22 protein-coding genes are annotated in these 21,692 nt (G+C 61.6%); 9 read left to right on the top strand and 13 right to left on the bottom strand.

Translation table 11 applies throughout. The annotated features are described in order from the left end of the window. Positions 1-2: 2 nt before the first annotated feature. From RA19_RS18890 to RA19_RS18905, 4 genes are all read right to left on the bottom strand, one after another. On the bottom strand, positions 3-1,370 hold the full coding sequence (locus RA19_RS18890) for a CmpA/NrtA family ABC transporter substrate-binding protein (protein ID WP_039165580.1): 1,368 nt from the start codon (positions 1,368-1,370) through the stop codon (positions 3-5). A 266-nt stretch (positions 1,371-1,636) separates the two neighbouring features. Beyond that, positions 1,637-2,815 (bottom strand): CmpA/NrtA family ABC transporter substrate-binding protein, encoded by a 1,179-nt coding sequence (locus RA19_RS18895; RefSeq protein ID WP_039165582.1) that lies wholly within the window; start codon positions 2,813-2,815, stop codon positions 1,637-1,639. Further along, on the bottom strand, positions 2,812-3,396 hold the full coding sequence (locus tag RA19_RS18900) for an ANTAR domain-containing response regulator (protein ID WP_039165746.1): 585 nt from the start codon (positions 3,394-3,396) through the stop codon (positions 2,812-2,814). The genes RA19_RS18895 and RA19_RS18900 overlap by 4 nt, the downstream gene beginning before the upstream one ends. A 494-nt stretch (positions 3,397-3,890) precedes the next feature. After that, positions 3,891-4,256 carry a winged helix-turn-helix transcriptional regulator gene (locus tag RA19_RS18905; RefSeq protein WP_039165583.1) on the bottom strand — a complete coding sequence of 122 codons (366 nt, stop codon included), beginning with the start codon at positions 4,254-4,256 and terminating at the stop codon, positions 3,891-3,893. Positions 4,257-4,337: 81 nt separating this feature from the next. On the opposite strand from RA19_RS18905, the gene RA19_RS18910 reads away from it, so the two are divergent. The 3 genes from RA19_RS18910 (at position 4,338) to RA19_RS18920 (ending at position 7,142) form a co-directional block, all read left to right on the top strand. After that, entirely contained in the window at positions 4,338-4,928 is a 591-nt protein-coding gene (locus RA19_RS18910) for an NADPH-dependent F420 reductase (RefSeq protein WP_039165584.1), read from the top strand. Positions 4,929-5,022: 94 nt separating this feature from the next. Beyond that, on the top strand, positions 5,023-6,204 hold the full coding sequence (locus RA19_RS18915) for an iron-containing alcohol dehydrogenase (RefSeq protein WP_039165585.1): 1,182 nt from the start codon (positions 5,023-5,025) through the stop codon (positions 6,202-6,204). 59 nt (positions 6,205-6,263) lie between these two features. Further along, a complete protein-coding gene (locus tag RA19_RS18920) occupies positions 6,264-7,142 on the top strand; it encodes an alpha/beta hydrolase (RefSeq protein WP_039165749.1) in 879 nt (292 codons plus the stop codon). 334 nt (positions 7,143-7,476) lie between these two features. Here RA19_RS18920 and RA19_RS18925 read toward each other — a convergent pair whose 3' ends face one another. The 9 genes from RA19_RS18925 to RA19_RS18965 all read right to left on the bottom strand — a co-directional run bounded on the left by RA19_RS18925 (position 7,477) and on the right by RA19_RS18965 (position 15,045). Next, positions 7,477-8,127 carry an FMN-dependent NADH-azoreductase gene (locus RA19_RS18925; protein WP_039165587.1) on the bottom strand — a complete coding sequence of 217 codons (651 nt, stop codon included), beginning with the start codon at positions 8,125-8,127 and terminating at the stop codon, positions 7,477-7,479. Between the two features lie 25 nt (positions 8,128-8,152). Next, positions 8,153-8,620, bottom strand: coding sequence for a hypothetical protein (locus RA19_RS18930; RefSeq protein WP_052261933.1), 468 nt, complete (start codon positions 8,618-8,620; stop codon positions 8,153-8,155). Continuing rightward, complete coding sequence (locus RA19_RS18935; protein WP_052261934.1) at positions 8,617-9,909, bottom strand: amidase family protein; 1,293 nt, start codon at positions 9,907-9,909, stop codon at positions 8,617-8,619. Before RA19_RS18935 ends, RA19_RS18930 begins: the two co-directional genes overlap by 4 nt. After that, entirely contained in the window at positions 9,909-10,796 is an 888-nt protein-coding gene (locus RA19_RS18940; protein WP_039165589.1) for a polysaccharide deacetylase family protein, read from the bottom strand. The genes RA19_RS18935 and RA19_RS18940 overlap by 1 nt, the downstream gene beginning before the upstream one ends. Beyond that, positions 10,793-12,343 (bottom strand): amidohydrolase family protein, encoded by a 1,551-nt coding sequence (locus tag RA19_RS18945; RefSeq protein ID WP_039165591.1) that lies wholly within the window; start codon positions 12,341-12,343, stop codon positions 10,793-10,795. Before RA19_RS18945 ends, RA19_RS18940 begins: the two co-directional genes overlap by 4 nt. Positions 12,344-12,355: 12 nt before the next feature. Beyond that, positions 12,356-13,051, bottom strand: a complete 696-nt coding sequence (locus RA19_RS18950; RefSeq protein WP_039165594.1) for a DUF1989 domain-containing protein — start codon at positions 13,049-13,051, stop codon at positions 12,356-12,358. Positions 13,052-13,160: 109 nt separating this feature from the next. Further along, positions 13,161-13,946, bottom strand: coding sequence for an SDR family NAD(P)-dependent oxidoreductase (locus tag RA19_RS18955; RefSeq protein ID WP_039165597.1), 786 nt, complete (start codon positions 13,944-13,946; stop codon positions 13,161-13,163). Between the two features lie 65 nt (positions 13,947-14,011). Continuing rightward, the gene (locus RA19_RS18960) at positions 14,012-14,572 is read right to left on the bottom strand and encodes a VOC family protein (RefSeq protein ID WP_039165600.1); all 561 of its coding nucleotides are present in this window, start codon (positions 14,570-14,572) and stop codon (positions 14,012-14,014) included. Positions 14,573-14,583: 11 nt separating this feature from the next. Beyond that, positions 14,584-15,045, bottom strand: a complete 462-nt coding sequence (locus RA19_RS18965) for an ester cyclase (protein ID WP_052261935.1) — start codon at positions 15,043-15,045, stop codon at positions 14,584-14,586. A 283-nt stretch (positions 15,046-15,328) separates the two neighbouring features. Between RA19_RS18965 and RA19_RS18970 the strand changes: the two genes are divergently transcribed. The 6 genes from RA19_RS18970 to RA19_RS18995 all read left to right on the top strand — a co-directional run bounded on the left by RA19_RS18970 (position 15,329) and on the right by RA19_RS18995 (position 21,684). After that, complete coding sequence (locus RA19_RS18970) at positions 15,329-16,543, top strand: ABC transporter substrate-binding protein (protein WP_039165602.1); 1,215 nt, start codon at positions 15,329-15,331, stop codon at positions 16,541-16,543. A 114-nt stretch (positions 16,544-16,657) separates the two neighbouring features. Further along, entirely contained in the window at positions 16,658-17,377 is a 720-nt protein-coding gene (locus RA19_RS18975) for an ABC transporter ATP-binding protein (RefSeq protein WP_052261936.1), read from the top strand. Next, complete coding sequence (locus RA19_RS18980) at positions 17,370-18,044, top strand: ABC transporter ATP-binding protein (protein WP_039165606.1); 675 nt, start codon at positions 17,370-17,372, stop codon at positions 18,042-18,044. Before RA19_RS18975 ends, RA19_RS18980 begins: the two co-directional genes overlap by 8 nt. Further along, on the top strand, positions 18,041-18,913 hold the full coding sequence (locus RA19_RS18985; RefSeq protein ID WP_039165608.1) for a branched-chain amino acid ABC transporter permease: 873 nt from the start codon (positions 18,041-18,043) through the stop codon (positions 18,911-18,913). Before RA19_RS18980 ends, RA19_RS18985 begins: the two co-directional genes overlap by 4 nt. A 1-nt stretch (position 18,914) precedes the next feature. After that, positions 18,915-19,910, top strand: a complete 996-nt coding sequence (locus RA19_RS18990) for a branched-chain amino acid ABC transporter permease (RefSeq protein WP_039165611.1) — start codon at positions 18,915-18,917, stop codon at positions 19,908-19,910. A 301-nt stretch (positions 19,911-20,211) separates the two neighbouring features. Next, on the top strand, positions 20,212-21,684 hold the full coding sequence (locus RA19_RS18995) for an amidase (protein WP_039165614.1): 1,473 nt from the start codon (positions 20,212-20,214) through the stop codon (positions 21,682-21,684). Positions 21,685-21,692: the final 8 nt, after the last annotated feature.

The following is a 21,692-nucleotide window of genomic DNA, read 5'->3' on the forward strand; positions in this document are numbered from 1 at the left end:
TGTCAGCCCTGTACGGCGTTGCCGACGACGGTCTGACCGGATTTCAGGCCGATCGGCAGGCTGTCGATATAGGCGTTTGGCGTTTTGCCATCGAAGGGGATGCCGTCGATGATATCCTCGGCCGGGGTCGGGGCCTTGTAGCCGTCGCTGTCCCAAGGGAAGTCATCGGGATTTGCCAGGCCCTCATCGACCAGCATTTTTGCGGCTTCGAGGTAGATTTCGGGCTTGTAGACCGAACGGGCCACCGCGTCGTACCAGCTGTCAGGCTTGGGTTCGGCAATCTGTCCCCAGCGGCGCATTTGGGTCAGATACCAGACGGCGTCCGAATAGAACGGATAGGTGGCGTTGTAGCGGAAGAACACGTTGAAATCGGGAACCTCGCGCTTGTCGCCCTTTTCGTACTCGAAGGTGCCGGTCATCGAGTTGGCGATCACCTCATAGTCCGCGCCGACGTAATCCGGGCGGGACAGGATCTCGACCGCTTCCGGGCGGTTGGCGTTGTCATTTTCATCCAGCCACATGGCGGCGCGGATCAGTGCTTTGACCACGGCACGGGTGGTGTTCGGGTTCTCCTCAGCAAACTCGGCAGAAATACCGAACACTTTCTCCGGGTTGTTCTTCCACAGCTCGTAGTCGGTGATGACCGGAACGCCGATGCCCTTGAACACCGCTTGCTGGTTCCAAGGCTCACCCACGCAGTAGCCGGAGATGGTACCGGCCTCCAGTGTCGCAGGCATCTGCGGTGGCGGGGTCACCGATAGAAACGCCTCCGCACCGATCTGGCCGGTCACATTTTCTGGCGAGTAGTAGCCAGGATTGATACCGCCGGCCGCCAGCCAGTAGCGCAGCTCGTAATTGTGGGTGGAGACGGGGAACACCATGCCCATGTTGAAAGGCTTGCCCTTGGCGTTGAAGTCTTCGATCACCGGCTTCAGGTGCGATGCGGAGATCGGGTGCGCGATCTTGCCATCTGCGTCCGTAGGCAAGTTCGGTTTCATCATCTCCCACACCTCGTTGGAGAGCGTGATGCCGTTGCCATTCAGGTCCATGGAAAACGGCGTGATGATGTGGGCCTCGGTCCCATAGCCGATGGTGGCTGCCAGCGGCTGGCCCGCCAGCATATGAGCGCCGTCCAGGGTCCCGTCGATCACCCCATCCAGCAGAACTTTCCAGTTCGCCTGCGCTTCCAGTGTGACAAACAGACCCTCGTCATCGAAAAAGCCTTGCTCGTAAGCCACGGCCAGCGGCGCCATATCCGTCAGCTTGATGAAGCCGAAGGTCAGCACATCTTTTTCCAGATCAAGGGTTCCGGCCAGCGCCGGACCGGTCAGTGCGGTTGAGGCCGCAAGCGCCATGATGAGTTTCTTCATCGGGTTGTTTCCTTTTCCTAGCTGTGTCCGGCCCTGGGGGCGGAACAGAAAAAAAGCCGCTGACACGCACCGCCGGGAGGAGTGGCGGTGGGTCGAGCGGCTTTGCTCAGTGAAACCCGGTCTTCGGGAAAATTCTCAGTCAGGCTCCGTTGCCTGTCTGACTTCAGACTGCCGGAAGTGCTGCGGGGCGCCAATGGTTTCTTTGCTGCTGCAGCAAAAAATTCTGCATTGCAGCGTAAGGTGCCGGAAAGCTGCCTGATAATTCATCACGGGGCAGCAAGAGGGTCAAAAACCCGGCCATCAAAGAACCGGTTCTTCAGCAGGCTGACGGTTTCTGATTCTCCGGCGGCCAGCAGCGGAGAGCTGACCGCGCCTTCCAGCTTCGAAGAAGCAGCGGGCAAATCCGCACCGGTCCCGCGCAAGGCGTTGCGGTACAGGTCGCTGCGGAAAACGCTTCCAGCCTTCGCAAGAGCCGTCTCGCCGTCCAAACCGTTCCGCCGTGCGAGCTGCAGGGCGATCCACTGGGCCTGACTGCGCCAAGGAAAGCCCGCGGCACCATCATGGAACCCGATGAAACCAGGCGCTCCACGCTGCAGGCCCTGCGCCGAGACCGTGAATTTCCCCGAGAGAGCCCGTTCGATGATTTCGGCTGGCAGATCGAGATACCGCCGGGAGGACAGGATTTCGGCCGCCAGCCCGCAGGAGGCCGGGTCAGCCAGCCAGCGCCCTGCGCGCCACAGCGCCCGGATCAGGCGGCCGGTCAGGCCGGGTTCGGTCTCCGCCCAGGTGCTGCGGACAGTCAGCACCTTTTCCGGCGCAAAGGACCAGATCGCTTGGCCAGGCAGCAGCAGCGCGCCTATCCCCTGTTCAACCGCCATCGAACCCCAAGGTTCGCCGACGCAGAAGGCATCGATTTCCCCGTTGCGGATAGCCTCGGTCATCAGCGGTGGCGGGACCGTGCGGATGCCTATGCCAGCGGGTGTGTCTGTCCCCAGGCCCTTCAGCCAGTAGGTCAGCAGTTCCGCATGCATGGAAAAGGGGAACGGGACGCCAATCCGCAGGTTCGGGCCGGCTGCAGCAGTCAGGGCTCTTCCGGCAGAAAGGGCGTCATCGAAGGAAAATCTGTAGCCGGCATCAATCAGCCTGCGTGCCAGGCTGCTGCTGACGCCAATGACGGTGCCATTTACAGAGAGCACGGACAGCACTGACAAGGGCGCGCTGGCGCCGCCGAGGCCAAGCGCCGCAGCGACCGGCACCGGCGCGAGCATATGGGCGGCGTCCACCCGGCCAAAGGCCAGCATATCCCGCAGCGATGACCAGGAGGGGGCACGGTGCAGATCCAGCGTCAGCCGTTCTTCGGCGGCAAAGCCCATTTCCTGCGCCGCAATCAGCGGTGCAGCATCGGTCAGCGGGACATAGCCTGTGGGGATCCGCGTCAGGCTCATGCCAGCAGCCCCGCTGCAGAGACCAGTGCCTGTGCAATTTCGGCGACACGCTTGTTCTGATCCATTGCCGCCTTGCGCAGCAGCGCATAGGCCTCGTCCTCGCCGATGCCCCGGGCCTTCATGATCATCCCCTTGGCGCGGTCGATGACCTTGCGTTCTTCCAGGGCGCGTTTGGTCTCGGCCAGTTCTGTGCGCATGCGCTGAAACATCCGGAAGCGGGCGATAGCAGCATCCAGAACCGGCTTTAACCGTGCAGGCTGCAACCCATCCACCACATAGGCCGAAACCCCGGCTTCCACGGCAGCCGAAGTCATGCCGTCTTCACTGCGGTCCACAAACATTGCAACAGGCCTGTCTTTGGGGCCGGATGCCAGTGCCAATTCTTCCAGAACATCGCGGGACGGGTTTTCAATGTCGATTAGGACAACATCGGGGTCCTGCAATTGGATCTGGCGCGCAAGCCGTGACGGTTCAGAGATGACGTGTATGTCGAATTCTCCAGCTTCACGCAGTCCGTCCACTATCATGAACGCGCGCTCACGGTCAGCTTCGACAACGATAATGGACAAGGTATCTGGCATGCGGCACAGCATGATGAGGCTGGAAGAAAGCTGTAAAGGCGAGTGGTGCCGCGTGGTTTTCAAACAACCTGCCTGCGCCGGAATTTTATGCGGATTGCCCGAACATTTGGCTTGGGGAAAACAAAATTGATGCAAGCCAGAACACAGGCCTAACCGTGGCATGCTGCTCGTGTGGCATTCCCACAATGCAAGCTGGTGCAGAGCTGCCTGGTTCCCTCATTCTGGTGGACTATTAGGCCGGAAAAACCGCCTGAGAGGAAGTGAAACGGGCGAGTGCAGTTACGTTGCTGCTCTTATTTCCCAATGCATTCAGAAACATGGTTGCAGCGCTATAGGAGGGGAAATTTTGACCTTGTGGCACGACGGCAGGTTGCCGAAGGCTAATTTCAACCGAGCGGTCGATTGTGCGCAGGCTGCTGCAGCAGATGGCGTCCAGCTTGGCTCCTCCCAGGACATTTCGTACCGAAATGCCCTGTCGGCGACGGATCCTGGCCCTAAGCGCCGCTTGAGCGCACCTCAAGTATCTGCCGCATGTTGCGCTCTGCCCAGTCCTTGATGGCTTGGTTCAATGGCACAAGTTCCCGCCCAAGCGCGGTCAGCTCATATTCCACCCGCAACGGCATCTCGTCATAGATCTGCCGGGTCACCAGCCCATCCTTTTCCAGGTTGCGCAGGGTCTGTGTCAGCATCTTCTGCGACACGCCCTCCACCTTGCGGCGCAGGGCGCCAAAGCGCATCGGCCCGTGCTGCAAGGCAATGACAATCAGAAAGGTCCATTTCTCCGCCAAACGGGCAAGGATTTCGCGCGACGGGCAGGCCGCAACAAAGGCATCTGGTGTGCCCTCGGGAATAATCTCCATAGTTACCTCTGGGTACCTAATTGACGATGGGTACTACCCTGCCCATTTTCCGGACCAATTCAATCCCGAAAGGAGCCAAAGATGAAAATCGGTATTCTCGGCACTGGCAATGTTGGCAGCAGACTGACAGCCCTCTTCACCCAAGGCGGCCATGACGTCCTGATGGGCGGCCGCAGCGGCGAGATTTCGCTGCAGGACGCCGCAGCCCATGGCGATATCGTCGTCGTCGCGGTCCACTACCATGTTGCAGCAGAAGTTTTGCGCCCGCTGGCCGTTACGCTGGCCGGCAAGATCGTGGTGGACGCCACCAACCCGCTGAACGACGAATGGTCGCCGATGTTGCTAGGCCAGGAGACCTCTGCCAGTGAAGAGATTGCAAAACTCCTGCCGCAGTCAAAGGTGGTCAAAGCCTTCAACACAATCTTTGCCGACGTTATGTACCCGGACGCCATCAGCCGCGGCGGCCAGAACATCACCGCCTTCGCGGCTGGCGATGACAGCGAAGCTGTGGCTGATGTTGCGGCGCTGGCCAGGGACGCGGGTTTTGCCCCGGTCGCCATCACCAAGCTGAGCGCCGCCCGCTACTTGGAAGCCATGGCGCATTTGAACATCGAGCTAGCGGTGGGCCAGGGCGGCGGGACCAACGCCGCCTTCCTCTATCACCGCGCTTGAACCGCATTTGGGCAAAGGCCGGCACCCGCGGCCCGGCCCTTGCCGCTTTGACACGACGCTTCGCCACCCCGGCGGCTATCAGGAGGGCCTGCCCATGTCCCACACATTCAACTTTCAATACAGCGCCCCAACCCGGATCCATTTCGGCGTCGGCAAAATCTCCGGCTTGAGCACCGCGATCCCGCTGGATGAACGGGTACTGGTTCTTTACGGCGGCGGTTCGATCAAGAAAAATGGCACCTATGACGCTGTTATCAGCTCCTTGTCTGGGCATGACATCCGCGAGTTCGGCGGGGTCGAGGCGAATCCGGAATACGAAACCCTGACCCGGGCAGTCAGCCTGGTGCGCGACCAGGGGATCTCCCTGATCCTGGCTGTCGGCGGCGGTTCGGTCATCGACGCCGCCAAATACATCGCGGCTGCCAGCCTCTACGGCGGCGACGGCTGGGATTTGCTGGATGGAAGCGCCCCGGTCGTCGAAGCCCTGTCCGTCGGCGTTGTTCTGACCACCGCAGCCACCGGCTCGGAGACCAATGCCTACGCGGTCATCTCAGACAAGGCTCGCGGCCTGAAACTGGCGCTGACCTCCGATCTGGTGGTGCCGAAGTTCGCTATCATGGACCCGCAGGTCCTCTCGTCGCTGCCGCGGCGCCAGCTGGCCAATGGTCTGGCCGATGCCTTTGTGCATTGCTGCGAGCAATATCTGACCTACCCAGTGGGGGCACCGATCCAGGACGGCTACGCCGAGGCAGTGATGCGCACCCTGGTCTCGCTGGCAAACGATATCGATCAGGTTGGAACACTGGAGTGGAACCAGAACATGATGTGGGCCGCGAACCAAGCGCTCAGCGGTATCCTTGGCCTTGGCGTGCCCGGGGACTTTGCCAGCCATGTGATCTGCCGCAGCCTGACCGTGTTCTGGGGCATCGACCACGCCCGAACCCTCACCATCATCCAGCCCGCCCTGTTGCGTGAGAGTCTGGCGGAAAAGGCAGGCAAACTGGCTATGCTGGGCGAGAACGTCTTTGGAATGGAGCGGCATACACCACTGCAAGTGGTCGAACGGATCGAGGACTTCTACCGGACGCTCGGCCTGCCGCTGAGCCTGCGGGACGCCGGAGTGACGGACGGGCTGGCAGTGCCCAGGATCCTGGCCAGCTTGGAGGCGGAAGGGATCACCAGCCTCGGCGAAAACGGCATTTTCACTCCCGCCCGGATCCGCCGCATCGCCGAGGCTTGTGTCGAAGGATCCCGCGAAGGCGGCATGCGGACCTGAATCTGGGCTTTGGCCGGGTGATGCAGCGAGGGCCCGGCCCAACAGAAATGGAGGCCAAAATGCCAGTTCAGAAAATCCAGTTCACCGCCGGCGGCGTGTCTCTCATCGGCGATCTGCATCTGCCCGCTGGAGACGGTCCTTTTCCCGGTCTGATCGTGGGCGGGCCGATGACCTCGGTCAAGGAGCAGGTGACCGGCACCTATGCTGCCGCGCTGGCAAACTGCGGCTTTGCTGCTCTGGCGATCGACCACCGGCACTACGGCCAAAGCGGCGGCGAACCGCGCCAGTATGAGTTCTACGAGCACAAGATCGAAGACCTGCGCGCCGCCTTGGGCGTCCTCTTGGATGCGCCGTGCGTCGACAGCAGCCGGATCGCGGCCGTCGGCGTTTGTCTCGGCTGCGGTTATGTTGCCCACGCTCTCAAAGATCGCACTGAGGTCCGGGGCTTCGCAGCAATTGCGGGCTATTACCGGGACGTGCCCGCGATGAAGGCTGCAGATCCGGAAGGTTTTGCCCGGAAGGTCGAGGAAGGCCGCGCCGCCCGGCTGCACTATGAAGCAACGGGCGAAGTGCGCAGCATCCCCGCCGTTGCGCTTGACCGTGACGCAGCGATGACACTGCAGTCGACCTACGACTATTACGCAGGCCGCGCGGCGCACCCCAATTACACCAACGCATTCGCGGTCATGTCGCGCGAGCCCTTCCTGCAATTCGATGTGCAATCCGCGGCGGCGAACATAACCATGCCTTTCCTGATGGCGCATGGTGAGAATGCTCTGAACCCCGGCTGGGCACAAAAGTTCTACGGTGCAGTGCCGGCTGCGGACAAACAGTTCCATGAGATTGGCTCAATGGGCCAAACCGACATCTACGACGACCCAGCCATCGTCCAGCCGGTGTCGCGAACGGTAGGGGACTTCTTGCTGCAGGTGCTGTAACCCGGCTTTCTGGCCCCGCGGCCTGCTCTGGATCGCCGCTTTCCAAGGAAGGCGCCGGGTTGGCTGACATTGTACAGAGAGCTTAACGCAATAAACCGTGGCTGAGTGCCCCGGTTTGAATGCCTGTGCATGACTGGCCTTTGATCCGTCGGAACAATGGTTTCCGGCGCAAGTTGTTTTCCAATGCAGGATGCGGCCGGTTGATGTTTTCGTGATTCATCCATTGGCTGGTTAGGAATTGTGCCTTGCCCAGGCTGTAGAGAAGCACCCCGTTCAGATGGTTTGCGAGGGACACTAAGGACCCTCGCAAAGGCTTCAGGCTTAAGGCAGCTGATCACTCACCTGACAAAGCCGCGGCCAGTTCTGCAGTGCGGCGCTGCGCTGCCGCCAAAGAGTTTTCCCAGCGCTCATCCTTGAACTCTTCATACTCGATAGAAACGGTTTCCATTTCTGCGGCATCGGCGCCCAGGTAGTGGGCCGAGGCCGCCAAGGCCGGATCCAGACCGTTCAAATGAGCCCGCTCGCCGCCGGGAGCGAAGCCGAACTCTCCCCGGGAGGACAGGACGATCAGCTTCTTGCCGGACAGGATCGGCTCAATCGGGGTGTCGCCGCGGGCCAGGTCGAAGCTGAATGTCACCCCGACACGCGCGATCAGGTCAAACCAGGCCTTCAGAGCGGCTGGCATCGAATAGTTGTACATGGGGGTGCCAAGGGCGATCACATCAGCGGCCTTGATTTCTTCGATCAGAGCATCGGATTCGGCAAGAAGGGCGCGCTGCTCGTCCTGCAGCTCTTCCGGGCTGGTGAAAGCCGCAGCGATCCAGTCTTCGTTGATGATGCCCGGCGGGGTCAGGCCTACATCGCGCTCGGTGATGGAACCGCCGCCGCTGGCTGTCCAGGTTTCGGCAAAGATGCGGGCCAGACCGCGGGTGTGCGAGCGGTTCTGCCGGGCGCTGGAGTGCACGATAAGCAAGGATTTGGGCATGTGTTTGCTCCTGTGGAATAGATGTTCAGACGTCAAAAGGTTCGGCGACAAGGCCGGTTGCGGCAAAAGCCGAGGCGATTGATGGCAAGATGTCCCAGGCCTGGGCTGCGATTGCCCAGCCGCCCGGGTTCCGGATCAGCAGGAAGGCGCTGATGTCTTCAGTGACTTCAGTGCGGTTCTCGTGCATCTCGCAGCCGGCCATTGCGACGGCGACGCTTCCGGCAACCCAGATGTGCAGGCCGCAGCCTTTCTCCTCGAACACTGGGATATGGCCGCTGTCGCGCAGTCCGGCCATTCTAGCGGCGAAGTCCTGTGCGGACTGGGCCCGGGCCGGGCGGGCGGAGGCGAAGAGCTGAGCTTCCGGCAGGTAAGCTCCGGTCAGTGCGGCGGTGTTGGGCGGTGTTTCTTCGTCCCAGCACAAGGCGCGGAACTGGCGGGCAATCAGCGCCGCGATCTCCTCTCGGTCGGCTGCGGTTTGGCTGGCGGCTGTCATGCTGGTGTCTCCGTCGTGAGCTGTGAAAGCAGCGGTGCAAGTGTTCCGGCGCAGGCCAGAATGCTGCTGTCGCTGCCGGCAGGGCCGGTAAGGGTTAACGAATGCCCGGGCCTGGCAGCGTCAGCAGGTATTGCAAGGGACGGCATGTTCAGAAAGGCAAGCGGCATCGTCAGGCTCAGGGCCCTGGTGTTTTCCTGGGCGAACCGGGCGGCGTTGGAGGAAACTGTGTCCAGACGGGGCGGGGCTGACGGAACCGTTGGCAACAGCATCAGGGCATCCTGCAGGTCCCGATTGGCGAGCGCTTGCAGGCGCTTGCGCGCCGCCATTAGCTGCCGGGCATTTGCAGGTTTAACCGGCAGCGCGGCCTGAAGCCTGCGGCGGACATTGGGATCAATCGCCGGATTGCTGAGGCGGGCAAACCGGGCCAGGGTGCCTGGCGCTTCGGCGGCGACAAGTGTTCCGAAGCGTTCAAAAAGCGCGCGGATTTCTTCCAGCGCGGCAAAAGGACGGATCTCTACAGACCAGCCGCTTTCACGCATCCGTGCGGCGGCTGCGAGCAGCAAACCCTCAATCTCAGAAGACAGGCATCCCAGGCTGGCAATGTCAGGAATGACGATCCGCTGGGGCAGGGCTGAATAGGATGTCGGCATGTTGCCCCGCAAAGCAACATCCAGAGCTATCAGCCCGTTCAAATCCCGCGCCAATGGCCCTGGTGTGTCGAGCGACGGGGCCAGCGGCAGGATGCTGCTGCTGTCATAACGGCCCATGGTCGGACGGAAGCCAAACAGCCCCTGGTAGGCGGCCGGGACACGGGTAGAGCCGGAGGTATCTGTGCCAATCGCAAGGTCCGCGATGCCAAGCGCCAGGGCCGAGGCGCAGCCGGAGGAGGAGCCGCCGGGCACAAGATCCGGGTCCAACCCATTGCGCGGGGTGCCGAAATGCGGGTTCAGGCCAAGCCCGGAGAAGGCAAACTCCGACAGGTTCGCGTGGCCCATCGGGATGGCCCCTTGCGCCTTTAGGCGCTGAACCAGCGGTGCGTCTGCTGCTTCAGCCTGGGCAATGAAACTCAGCGAGCCGGCAGTGGTCGGCAGGCCGGCCAGCGCGATATTGCCCTTGATCACAACAATTTTGCCGTCGAGCGGGCCAAGCAAGCCTCCCTCTGCCCGCCGCCGGTCAGACTGCCGCGCCAGCTCAAAAAGCGCAGCATCGTTGCGGCGGATGAAAATACCTGCGGCATCGGGCTGATCGGCCCGGCCCAATGCGCGGGCAAGACGGGTGACAGCTGACATCAGAACAGGACCGGTTTGGTGTAATAGGGCAGTTCTTCCACCCGGACGGCGTTTGGATCTTTCGCGGCCTCGGTGCGGACATGGGTTGCAATTTCATGCAGCGGGGCGAACCAGACATCGCCGCGCTCCAGCACATCTTCCAGCCAGGTCTCCACCTGCCGCCAGCGCGCCAGACGCCCGGTCAGGAAGGGGTGCCAGATCGCCAGCCAGAACCCGCCGGCTTCATATTGCGCCTCGAATTCTTCCCAGAACCCCTCAAGTCCGCGGCTCGGCCCAGCCACCGGCATCATATAGCCGATCTCATCATAGTGGGCGAAGGGCGGCCAATCGTCGGTGCCCCAATGGACCGGAAGCTCAACCAGCGACCCGGCGGAGGTGTTCATCAGGTAGGGCACATCATCGGCCATCAGTGAGCTTTCGTACTCGAACCCGTGTTCGATCAGCAGGTCGATCACCGTCTGCGTCACATTGTAGACAGGCGCGCGGTAGCCTTTGGGTGTGTTGCCCAGTACCCGTTTGTGGCTGTCCAAGGCCCTCTCGAACCACTCCCGCTGCTCGGCAGGCCCGTGTGCGGTGGGGTCTTCGTGCAGATAGCCATGGTGGCCGATTTCATGGCCGTCCTTCAGGATCATCTCCATGGCGCCGGGGTATTGCTCGACGACCCATCCAGGGGCAAAGAACGACTGTTTCAAACCAAACCGGCGGTAGGTTTCCAGAATGCGCGGGATGGCAACCGTAGGGCCGTATCTGCCCATCGAGATGGGATAGAGCCGGTCGTGGCCGTCTTTGGGGCGGGAGATATGGATGAGGCTGTCAGCGTCAATGTCAAAGCTGATGGCACAGGCGCAACGCGCGCCGTTCGGCCATTTGATGGGCTTGCGGATCATTGCAGGTCCTTTCCTGTCGGCGAGGGCCGGGCGCCGTAGCGCGTCACCGGCGGATGAGTGTCGGCGGCCCAGGCGTCCCACCGCGCGTACCAGCGCATCAGGTAGGGGCGCAGATCGCGTTGCAGCTGCCGGGCCGCAGGGCTGGGCGGGTTGGCGTCTGCTTCCTGCTGCACGCGGTTCATCAGGGACCGCTCATCTATCCCCGTGCAGATACGGCTGTGCAGAACCGGCCGGCCGCCCACCAGAACGTCGCGCACATCATCTGCCTTGGCGCGGCCCACGATCAGCTCCAGCGGATCTGCAGCGGTGCTGCTCCAGGGGGCCAGGAGACGCTGCAGATTCAGAACCACCGCATCTGCGCAAAACCCTGGGTGCAGCCGGCCCAGCTCATCTTCCCGGCCCATGAGGCGCGCACCGTGTTCTGTTGCCATTGCGAAGACCTGCTGAGCTGTCAGCGACTGTGCCGTGCTATGAGGCGGCCGGTTCAGGTTGAGCGCCAGCCGCATTTCGGCAAACATATCCTCGTCGCCGGCCAGCGAAGTGCCGTCCATGCCGATGGCAGTTGCTACCCCTGCTTCCACCATGGCAGCAGCCGACGCGATCCCTGATCTCAGTCGCAGGTTGGAGCTGGGGTTATGGCTTACTTGGGTTCCGCTGCGGGCGAGGCGGTCAATGTCTTCGCCGGTTGCCCAGACCGCATGCGCCAGAGACAAACGCCCGGTCAACAGCCCGGTGTTTTCGAAATGCCGGATGACTGAGCCGCCGCGGATGCGCGGGCTTTCGATGCTCTCATAGTGGCTTTCCAGCACGTGAGTCTGGATACGGGTATCCAGGCGTTCAGCCGCCGCCGCGATCTGCTGCAGCAGCCCATCCGGGGTCCACTGCGGGCCGGTGGGGCCGAACCAGAAATTCTGAAAGCCGTTCCCCTGCGGCACCAGAGTACCGATCAGGGCGAGATATTCTGCAGGTGCCAGTCTCTGCCTGCGGGCCTCGCTTTCCAGCAGCCGGGTGCGCAATCCTGGCGGAAGAGTTGCGAGGAAGGCGGCTTCCTCTCCGGACCCATGCACGATGCGGTTCTGCCAGCGCTCGCCAGGGGCGATGGAGGCCCTTATCCCGGCATCACGGTAGGCTGCCGCTTTTTCATGCAGCCGTGTTTCGGCAACTGCCCGCGACGGCCCGGCGGCACACATGTCCACCACAGCCGTCACCCCCGAACGCAGCAGCCGAAAAGCTGAGTAAGCCGTCGAGGCATAGTTGGACAGCCCGGTCATGGCGGGGCCGCTGAACATCCAAGGTTCCAGAAAGTCGTCGGCAACCGCGTGGTTGAGCAGTTCCGGCCCATAGCAATGGTGATGCGCGTTGATCAGCCCCGGCAGAATGGCGCAGTCAGGGCCGCCCCATTCCGGTATGCCCGGATGAGCCGCCCGCATGTCCGCTGCCGGTCCGGTTTTTGCAACGCGCCCATGGTGGACCAGGACCGCATGGTCCTGGCACACATCTGTGGCGGAAAGCACCACCCAGCGGCCAGTCAGCAGCAGATCATCCATCCCGAAACCGCCTCAACCGCTGGTGACGCGGAATTCGAGCCGTTCCGGCGAGGCGCCTTCGCCATTCACCGGCGTCACATCTTGAGGGCAGGCCGACATAACCGCAATCACGTCGGTTTCGGCACGGAATGACATCTGGTCGCCGGGTTTAGACACCGGGGGCTCGAAACTGGTGCTGCCGTTTGGCTGCACCGGCACGTTCATCCAAAGATTAAAAGGAGCCGGGACCGCTGGCGCCCGCAGGCCAATCGCAATCAACGCCTGCCGGAGATTATCGGTGCAGTTGTCGTGGTAGTCATCGACGCCAAGCTGCCGGTAGCGGTTGTGATCGCAAGCGGCAATCACGGTGTCATGCACACCGGGCGAGGTGTCTTCGGTGATGGTCATCAGCGGGCGGCGCAGGTTCGAGACCACGCCGTCGCCCACCTTCGGGAAGATTGAGCCAAGCGAGGTGTGCAGATGCTCCATTGAGCTGTATTCGTTCAGGTCATCCGCCGCGAAGATCCAGAAGTCGCAGACCTGGAAGCCGGCAGGATTGATGACTGTCAGGGTCTGCCCCTTGCTGACCCGCACGGCCAAGCCGCAGCGGGCGGGGATCTCATACAGCTTGCCGGGTTCAGGCGTGCCATCGGCCGAGATGGCAATCTCTATGCTGCGGTTGGTGCCGTCTGGCTGGCCGGGGTCGAATGTGGTGGCGGAGGGGATCATGGCGGGCAGACCTTTGTCGTGGTGGTTTTCCAAAGCACACACCAAAGGCCCGCCCGCGAAAACTGAGGAATCTTCAGGCCAGAGAGAAGAAAATCTAAGCTGAGCGTGGTCAGCCCTGCACTGCACCGCGATCCGCGTTCAGAGTCTGACCGGTTATGTTGGCCGCCAGCGGGGACGCGAGATAAAGATAGCTGAGCGCGACATCATCGGCAGATTGCACCCCGGGCAGGGATTGCTCCGCGCTGATTTCCTGGGCGATGACATCTTCGGCCGCACCGCGCTCCCGTGCCATTTCCTGCAGTGTGTTCCGGGCAGGGCCGGTCATGACCCAGCCCGGGCAGACTGCGTTGACCCGGATGCCGTGCGGGCCAAGCTCTTTGGCAATAGAGCGCATGAAGCCGATGTTGGCGTGTTTGGAGGCCACATAGGCGCTGAGTTCTGGCACTGCGGTACTGCCCCAAATGGATGCTGTGATGATAATCCGCCCGCCAGGCCCCATTTGCGGCAGCGCGGCGCGGGTGGTCAGATAGGTTCCGATGGTGTTGATCTCGGTCACCCGGCGGAACAGCGTCTCGGCCCTCGCGCTGCGGTCGCTGATCGGGGTGACAGCCTCCAGCCCGGCGTTGGCGACAAACACACCCAGCGGGCCTGCCTGCGCAAAAACCTCATCAACCCTGGCACTGTCGGTGATGTCGCAGGTCCAGCCGGTCACGCTTTGACCGGTTTCATCTGCGATTTGGCGGGCGGCATCATGTATTTCCTCCCCCTGTGCGAGGATGTGCAGGTTTGCGCCATGCTGCGCAAAGGCGCGGGCCACGCCATAGCCAATCCCCCGGCTGGCACCGGTTACCATGACGGTCTGGCCGCTGAAGCCCACTGTCGCGGGATGAGTCATCTTGCTGTCTCCTGAAAAAAGGCGGCGTCGGCCGGAGCGGGCACCGCGGTAATTGGGGGAGCTTGTTACCAGTCCGCCCCGTTAGGCGGCGGGGCAGGGAACCAGCTTTCCGGCTCGGGATAGTCCCAGCCTTCGGGGAAATGATAAGTCTCGAATGTGGTGCCTGTGACGTCTTCGGTATCGAAGAAGGCAAAGGCGTTCTGGCCCTGCCATTTTCCGGACTGCACCATCTTGAAACCGCGTTTTTCCAGTTCGCTGATACGGGTTTCCCAAGGTATATCGTTGCAGTCATAGGCCACGTGGTGGAACCCCGGGCCGTGCTTGTCGAGGAAGTCCTGAAAAATCGAAGGCCCCCAAAGCGGCTGCATCAGCTCCCAGATCATGTTGCCGGATTGGGCAAAACAGACTTTGAGCGCAAATTTGCAGGGTTCGCCTTTATATGTCTGGTCCGATACCGTTTCCGGCGAAAAGGTGTAAACGGCCCATGGGCCAATCCCTAGCCGGCAGAGGCCCTCCATAGTTTTCTCGTGGTCATCGGTGACAATGCACAGCTCAACCGCATTGCCGAGGAAGCTGTTTGACAGCGTCTCGCCGTCAACAACCGAGGGCAGCTTGGAAAGGTCCATGGGCAGCGGCTTTACTTCTGCGAGCCGTCGACACCGGCAATGGCCAGATGCGGCAGCGGCATGACGCCCAGCTGGAAGAACAGGCCCAAGGTATCTTCGTGATAGAGGTAATCAGTGACCTTGCCGTTCTCATCGAACTTGAACCACTCGGCACCATAGATGTCGACTTTGCGCCCGGTGCCGGGAATGCCATAGAAGTCGCCCTGGTGGGTGCCGCGCAGGCGGAAGCGGGACATCACGGTGTTGCCATCGGCCACTAGGTCAATCGCGTCTTCGTGGATGTCGGGGAACGCCTCGCGCCAGAACGCCACCAGTTTTTTGAAGCCATCACGGCCGGAAGGCCAGCCATCCAGCAGAAGGCCGTGGCGCACGTCTTCGTCAAAGATCTCGTCGACGCGCTGCATATCGTTCTTGTTCCAGCAGGTGGCGTAGATGTCAGCCACTGTGGCCTTGTTGCGTTCCTGATCGGTCATGGAAACCTCCTTTTGAATTTCCCGAATAAGTGAGGCGCACGGGCCGTTTCTGTCACCCGACGAAACCTCAGCCCTTGGATGAGGAGATTTCAGGCGCGGATCCCGCGGGCCGCGGTTAGTGTCGGGATGCACAGCGTCCGGCATGGGCGCTCTGCGGCCTCACAGGCCTCTGTTCAGCAAGGATCTGTAAGCCTGCCCGCAGTCTGCGGTTTGCGGCAGGGCGTCTGTGCGCCCGGGGCGGAGCCTTGCCAAAAACACAGCTGTTCCAACGGGAGGAACTTACATGGTTTTCAATTCTCTAAAGGTCCGGGCAAAGGCCGGTCTGCTTGCCGGTGCTATTGCCGCGGCAGGGAGCGCGGCCCATGCCGATACCATTTCGCTTGGCGCGCCGATTCCGCTGACCGGTTATTTCGCCGCGGATGGTGAAACGATGGAGCAGGCAATCAATCTGGCGGTTGGTGAAATCAACGCAGGCGGCGGGCTGCTCGGCAATCAGGTCGAGGTTGTGACCTTCGATATCGGCGACCTGACCCCGGATAAGCTGGCGGCGGCCGCCGCCAATCTGATCGAGCGGGAACAAGTCAGCGCTTTGATCAACGGTTACGGCGGCATGGGGCCGGATATTCCTGCCTTCTGCCCCTACGGCATTCCCTACATCCACAATGACGCGGTGATCGGCGTTGTCGACCTGGCCGAGCGGATGCGCTGCAACGCGATCTTCAATGCCTCCGACGTCGGCTTGAACTACGGCCGGGCTCAGTTCGACATGGTGCTGAAAACCGGCCACGCGTTTGAGACCAAACGCCTGGCAATTGTGCATGGCGATTTCGAATGGGACATCAACAACGCCAAATCCATGGCCGCTGCCGCCGAAGAAGCAGGCTGGGACGTCGTCTATGTGCAGGAAGTGCCTTATGACACCGTGGAATGGACCGGTATTCAGTCGCAGATCCGCGAGGCCGCACCGTCGCTGATCCACCTGGAGGCGCTGGAGCCTGCCGTCGCCACCACTTTCCTGTCGCAATACAAGGACAAGCCCGCAGGCAAGGCGCTGCTGAACGTCGGGTATATCGGCGCGACCACCGGCCTTGACGATGTGATCGCCCAGGGGCAGGCGGAAGGCTTGCTGGCCTTCACCCTGAATGCGCATCAGGAAAACGAGGCCGGTGCGGAATTTGTTGAAAGCTGGAAGGCTGCCTATGGAAGCGAGCCTTCGGTCAGCCTGGCCGCTGCGGTCTATGACATGGTGAATATGTGGGCTGCCGCTGTCGAACAGGTAGGCGATGCCTCAGACCATGCGGCCGTTGCCGAGGCCATCCGCACCATGAAGTACCAGGGGCTGGTCGGAACCTTTGCGTTCAACGACCGCAACTTCATTGACAACGGGCCGGACACCCAGCCTGCGCAGCTGTTCCAGGTGCAGAACAACGAGCGCGTCCGTGTTGTGGTGGGCGATCAAAAGGTCGCCGACATCGTGACTCCTTCCTGGATCAAGTAACGGTCCGGGCACCTGCCGCGCCTTCGCTCTCCCCCCTTCTCCGGAGGCGCGGCATTTTTCAGACAGCAGGCCTGATGCAGGCAAACCGTCCAGAAAGCTCTCTTCATGACACAAATGTCCCTTGAAAACGTAACCATACAATTCGGGCCGTTCCGGGCGCTCACGGATCTGTCCTTTCAGATCGAGCGGGGCGAGATTCTGGGGGTGGCGGGCCCGAATGGCGCCGGTAAGTCAACCTTGATGAACGTGTGCACCGGCGGGCTGCACGCAAGCCGGGGCAGGGTGCTGTTCAATGGCAAGGACGTGACCGGGTTCAAACGCCACAGCCGCTGCGGGCTGGGAATTGCCCAGACGTTCCAGATCCCGACGCTGCTGTCGTCGGTGACGGTGGGGGAAAACCTTCTGGCCGGGCAGATGTTCGGCAGCGAGGCCCGGGGGTCAGCGCCGGATATCCCGATCCAGGATATCCTCTACCTGACCCAGCTCGAGGACACGCTGAACCTTCCGGCGTCGCAGGCTGATCTTTTGACCCGCAAACGGATCATGCTGGGGGCGGCACTGGCAACGGGGCCGGAAATCATCTTTATGGATGAACCGCTTGGCGGGCTGAACGCCGAGGAAATCGTCGAATTCCTGCAGGTGATCCGTCACGTCCGCGAGGAGCTGGGGATCACCATCGTGATGGTCGAGCACAAAACGCGGGCGCTGGCTGAGATCGCTGACCGCATCCTGATCATCAATTTCGGCGAGTTTGTGATGCTGGACCGCCCCGAAGTGGTGCTGAACGACGACCATGTGGTCGAAATCTATCTTGGAAAGAAACACGATGCTTGAGGTGAACGGCGTCAACGCCTTCTACAGCGATTTCCATGTGCTGCATGATGCATCGCTGCGCGTGAACAAGGGGGAGCTGGTTGCCGTGGCTGGGGCCAATGGCCATGGCAAAAGCACCCTTCTGAAGACGATTTGCGGGCTGGTGCCTGCAAAATCCGGCCAAATAACTTTTGACGGCCAGGACATTGCCGGTCGCAAGGCGCCGCATCTGGTTGGCCGGGGCCTGGTCTATGTGGCCGAAGACCGCCGCCTGTTTCCCGATATGACCGTGCTGGAGAACTTGCAGCTTGGCGCCTATCTGCCTGAAGCGCGCAGGCGGGAGAAAGATAACCTGGACCGCGTGTTCAGCCTGTATCCGCGCCTGGCGGAGCGCCGCGGCCAGCTGTGCCGCTCATTGTCCGGCGGCGAGGCGCAGATGGTGGCGCTGGGGCGGGGTCTGATGTCCAACCCGTCGCTTCTTGCCATTGACGAACCCTCTCTGGGACTGGCGCCGAACCTCACGGAAACCATGCTGCGCACCGTGTCACAGCTGAACCGCGAAGGGCTCACCGTGCTGCTGGTCGAACAAAGCCTGGCGCTGCTCGAAGGGATGATCGACCGGGTCTATTCCATTGAAGAGGGCGTGGTCACCGAAGCAGACAGCCGCAGCCTGCAGGAGGCTCTATGACACAGATCGTTGAAATCCTGCTGAGCGGGATCACCCAGGGGGCTGTCTATTGCGTTGTCGCAGTTGGCCTGTCGCTGGTTTACGGCGCCTCGCGCATTTTGAACTTTGCCCATGGCTCGCTCTATTCGCTGGGGGGCTTTCTGGCCTGGTTCCTGGTCGTAGGGCATTTCAACCTGCCTTTGTGGCTGGCAGTGCTGGTTGCCATCCCGATTCTGGCAGCGGCGGGCATCGGTATTGAACGGCTGATCATCCGGCCGCTGCGGGGCAGCGCAAACTGGAAGATCAACACCATTATGGTGACGCTGGGCCTCGCCTTCATCGTGGAAAACGGCCTGCAGCTGGTCTTTGGTCCCGGCACCAAAACCATTCCGCCGTTCACCGAAGGCGTGCTGGAAATCGGCGGGATCACCCTGTCCTGGTACCGGATCTGGATCTTTGCCATATCCCTTGGGCTGGTCGCCGCGCTGGAATACTTCCTCTCTGCCACCCGCTATGGTCAGGCCGTCCGGGCGGTCAGCCAGGATATGCAGGGCGCCAATCAGGTGGGTGTGAACGTCAATCAGGTGTTTTCGCTGACCTTCGCCCTGTCGGTGGTGCTGACCGGAATCGCCGGGATCCTGCTGGCGCCGGTGTTCCTGGTTTCGCCGCTGGGTGGCTGGGCGCCGTTTCTCAAGGCCTTTGTGATCGTGGTTCTTGGCGGGCTGGGCAGTACTAAGGGTGCCTTTGTTGCCGCCTTCATCCTCGCGATCCTCGAGGCCTTTGTCATTTTCTACATCGGCCCGAGCTGGGCCATGCCGGCCTGGCTGGTGATGCTGATCGCCGTGCTGATGATCCGCCCCAAAGGCCTGTTCGGAGTCTGGGAGAACTAAGATGGCTGACCGATCCGCATCAATTACGTCGCAATTCACCGGCGCCGGTCTGGGCCGCAGCAGCCTGATTTTCTGGGCGCTCGTCGGCGGGCTTGCCCTGCTGGGAGGGCTTCTGGGCGACAGCTATGTCCGGCACATTTTCATTCTGGTCTTTATCTGGTGCATCGTGATCGCCAGCTGGGATCTGATTCTGGGCTATGCCGGGATTTTCAACTACGCGCAGCTCGTGTTCTTTGCCTTTGGCGCCTATGGCTCGGCGATGCTGTCGATCTATGCCGGGCTGACCCCGCTCTTGGCCATTGGCGCTGCCGCGCTGGTCGGTGCCGGGATCGGGGTGCTGGTGGCCGTGCCCAGCCTGCGGCTGAAAGGCGAATATGTGGCGCTCTTTACCTTTGCGGTGCATCTGGCGCTGCCGCCTCTGATCCAGCAGGGCAGAGCCATCGGCATGGGTGGCAACACCGGACTGCTGGGAATCCCCTGGCTCAACCTTTTCGGCTTCCAAGTGTCCTCCATCGACAAGCTGACCTGGTACTGGGTGTCTCTCGCCTTCGGCGCCGTCTGTGTCTATCTGATCTATTTCGTCATTCTGCGCGGGCGCATGGGGCTGGCCTTCATCGCGATGCGGGACGCCGAAACATTCGCTCAGGCAATCGGGGTGAATGAGTATAAATACAAGCTGCTGGCCTTTGTCGTTTCGGCGGTTTTCACGGCCGTCGCCGGAGGGATCTATGCGCATTACACCTCTGTGGTGACACCCAAGGTGCTGGGGACAGAGTTCTTCCTGATGGCAATGGTCATGCTGGCGATTGGCGGCATGGGGCGCTTTCCCGGGGCCATAGCCGGGGTGTTTACCGTGGTCATAGGGAACGAGCTGCTGCGCAGCTTCGATGACTACCGGCTGCTGCTGCTCGGGGTGGCCGTGGTGGTTACGGTGATTTTCTTCCCGGAAGGCGTGGCCGGTGCCTTCAAGCCCAAGCCGCCTGAAAAGGCTGAGTAACTGGCCTGCGTCCCTGGCATTCGGCCTTAGGACGATACAACAGACACACGGTGCGGAGCGGCTGTCTCCGCACCGTGTTTTGTGCTTTTGACAGCCAGTCTGCGCCGGTTTTCCAGCTTGCACCGGTCAGCAAATTTCACGGCAACAAGCAAACCTGTTACTCATTGTTTTTGTTGTGGAAAACCTCTTCACCCATGGCCTGAGCTTTTCTCAGTTGTTGGAATCCCCAGCTCCGCCATCCTGTTGGCAAGCCGGGCCGGAAACTGCCGGTACCGGGCACATCAACGGGAGGAGTTGAAACATGGCAGACCTTGCCAAGCTGAGCGCAACCGAAACAGCGCTTGCCATCCGCGAGCGGCGTGTCTCCGCGTCAGAGGTCATGGAGGCCGCGATTGCGCGGATCGAAGCGGGCAACGAAAAACTGAACGCGTTTGTCTTTACCGCCTTTGACGAGGCGCGGGATGCCGCCAAGGCCGCAGACGAGGCTGTCGCCCGCGGCGATGAGCTGGGTGCGCTGCATGGTGTGCCGACTGCGATGAAAGACCTGTTTGACTTCAAACCGGGCTGGCCGAGCACTTTGGGAGGTATTCCGCAGCTCAAGAACAACATTGCCGACATGAAATGCGGCTTCGTTGAGAGCATGGAAGCAGCAGGCGCTATCTTTGTCGGCAAGACCAACAGCCCGGCAATGGGCTATCGCGGCACCACGGACAACGCGGCCTTTGGCCCGACTGCCAACCCGTTTGACACCAACCGCAATGCCGGCGGCTCGTCGGGCGGTTCCGCCGCCGCGGTTGCCGCAGGCATGCTGCCGGTTGCCGAGGGCACCGACGGCGGCGGGTCGATCCGAATTCCAGCCGCATGGACCAACACCGTCGGCTACCGGGCCTCGGCAGGCCGCACGCCGCTGCTGGTGCGCCCGAATGCTTTTGCCAACACGCTGCCCTACATCTTTGAAGGCACCATCACCCGCAATGTCGAGGATGCGATCCTGTCGCTGGGTATTCTGCAAGGTGCGCATCCCGGCGACCCGAACTGCCACCAGATGGTCAACGACTTCTCGGATGCAGCCCTGCGCGGCATCAAGGGGATGAAGATCGGCTATAGCCCGGACCTGGATGTCTTCCCGATCGAAGGCGAGGTGAGCGACGTCGTCGCTGATGCTGTCAAAGTGTTCGAACAGGCTGGCGCCGAAGTGGAAGAGATCAAGATCGGCCTGACCCGAGACCAGCGCGAATACAGCGACATCTGGTGCCGCCTGTTTGTGCCGATCATGCGCCACAGCTTTGACGCCATCAAGGCTTCAGGTCTTGACCTGCTGTCCGAAGAGCATCGCCATGGACTGGCGCCCGACCTGCTTGACTGGGTGGAGCGCGTCGGGCCGGGCTACAGCGCGGATGATCTCTACCGCGACCTCTCTGTCCGTTCGGAAGTGTTCGATGCCTACCAGGCCACTTTTGCGAAATACGACCTGATCGTTTCACCCACGGTGAGCGCGATGCCGGTCAAGAACACCGCGGATGGCAACACCAAAGGCCCCAGCGAAATCAACGGTGTGGAAATTGATCCGCTGATCGGCTGGTGCCCGACTTTCCTGACCAACTTCACCGGCCACCCGTCTGTGTCGGTTCCCGCGGGCCTGGGTGCTTCCGGCTTGCCGGTTGGCCTGCACATTGCCGGACGCCGCCAAGCCGACGGCGACGTGCTGGCTGCCGCTGCGGTCTTTGAACGCCTGCGCCCGTGGGCGCAGCACTACAGCCGGATTGCCCTCTAACGGTCCGG

Source organism: Leisingera sp. ANG-M1 (genome assembly GCF_000813745.1).
GTDB lineage: Bacteria > Pseudomonadota > Alphaproteobacteria > Rhodobacterales > Rhodobacteraceae > Leisingera.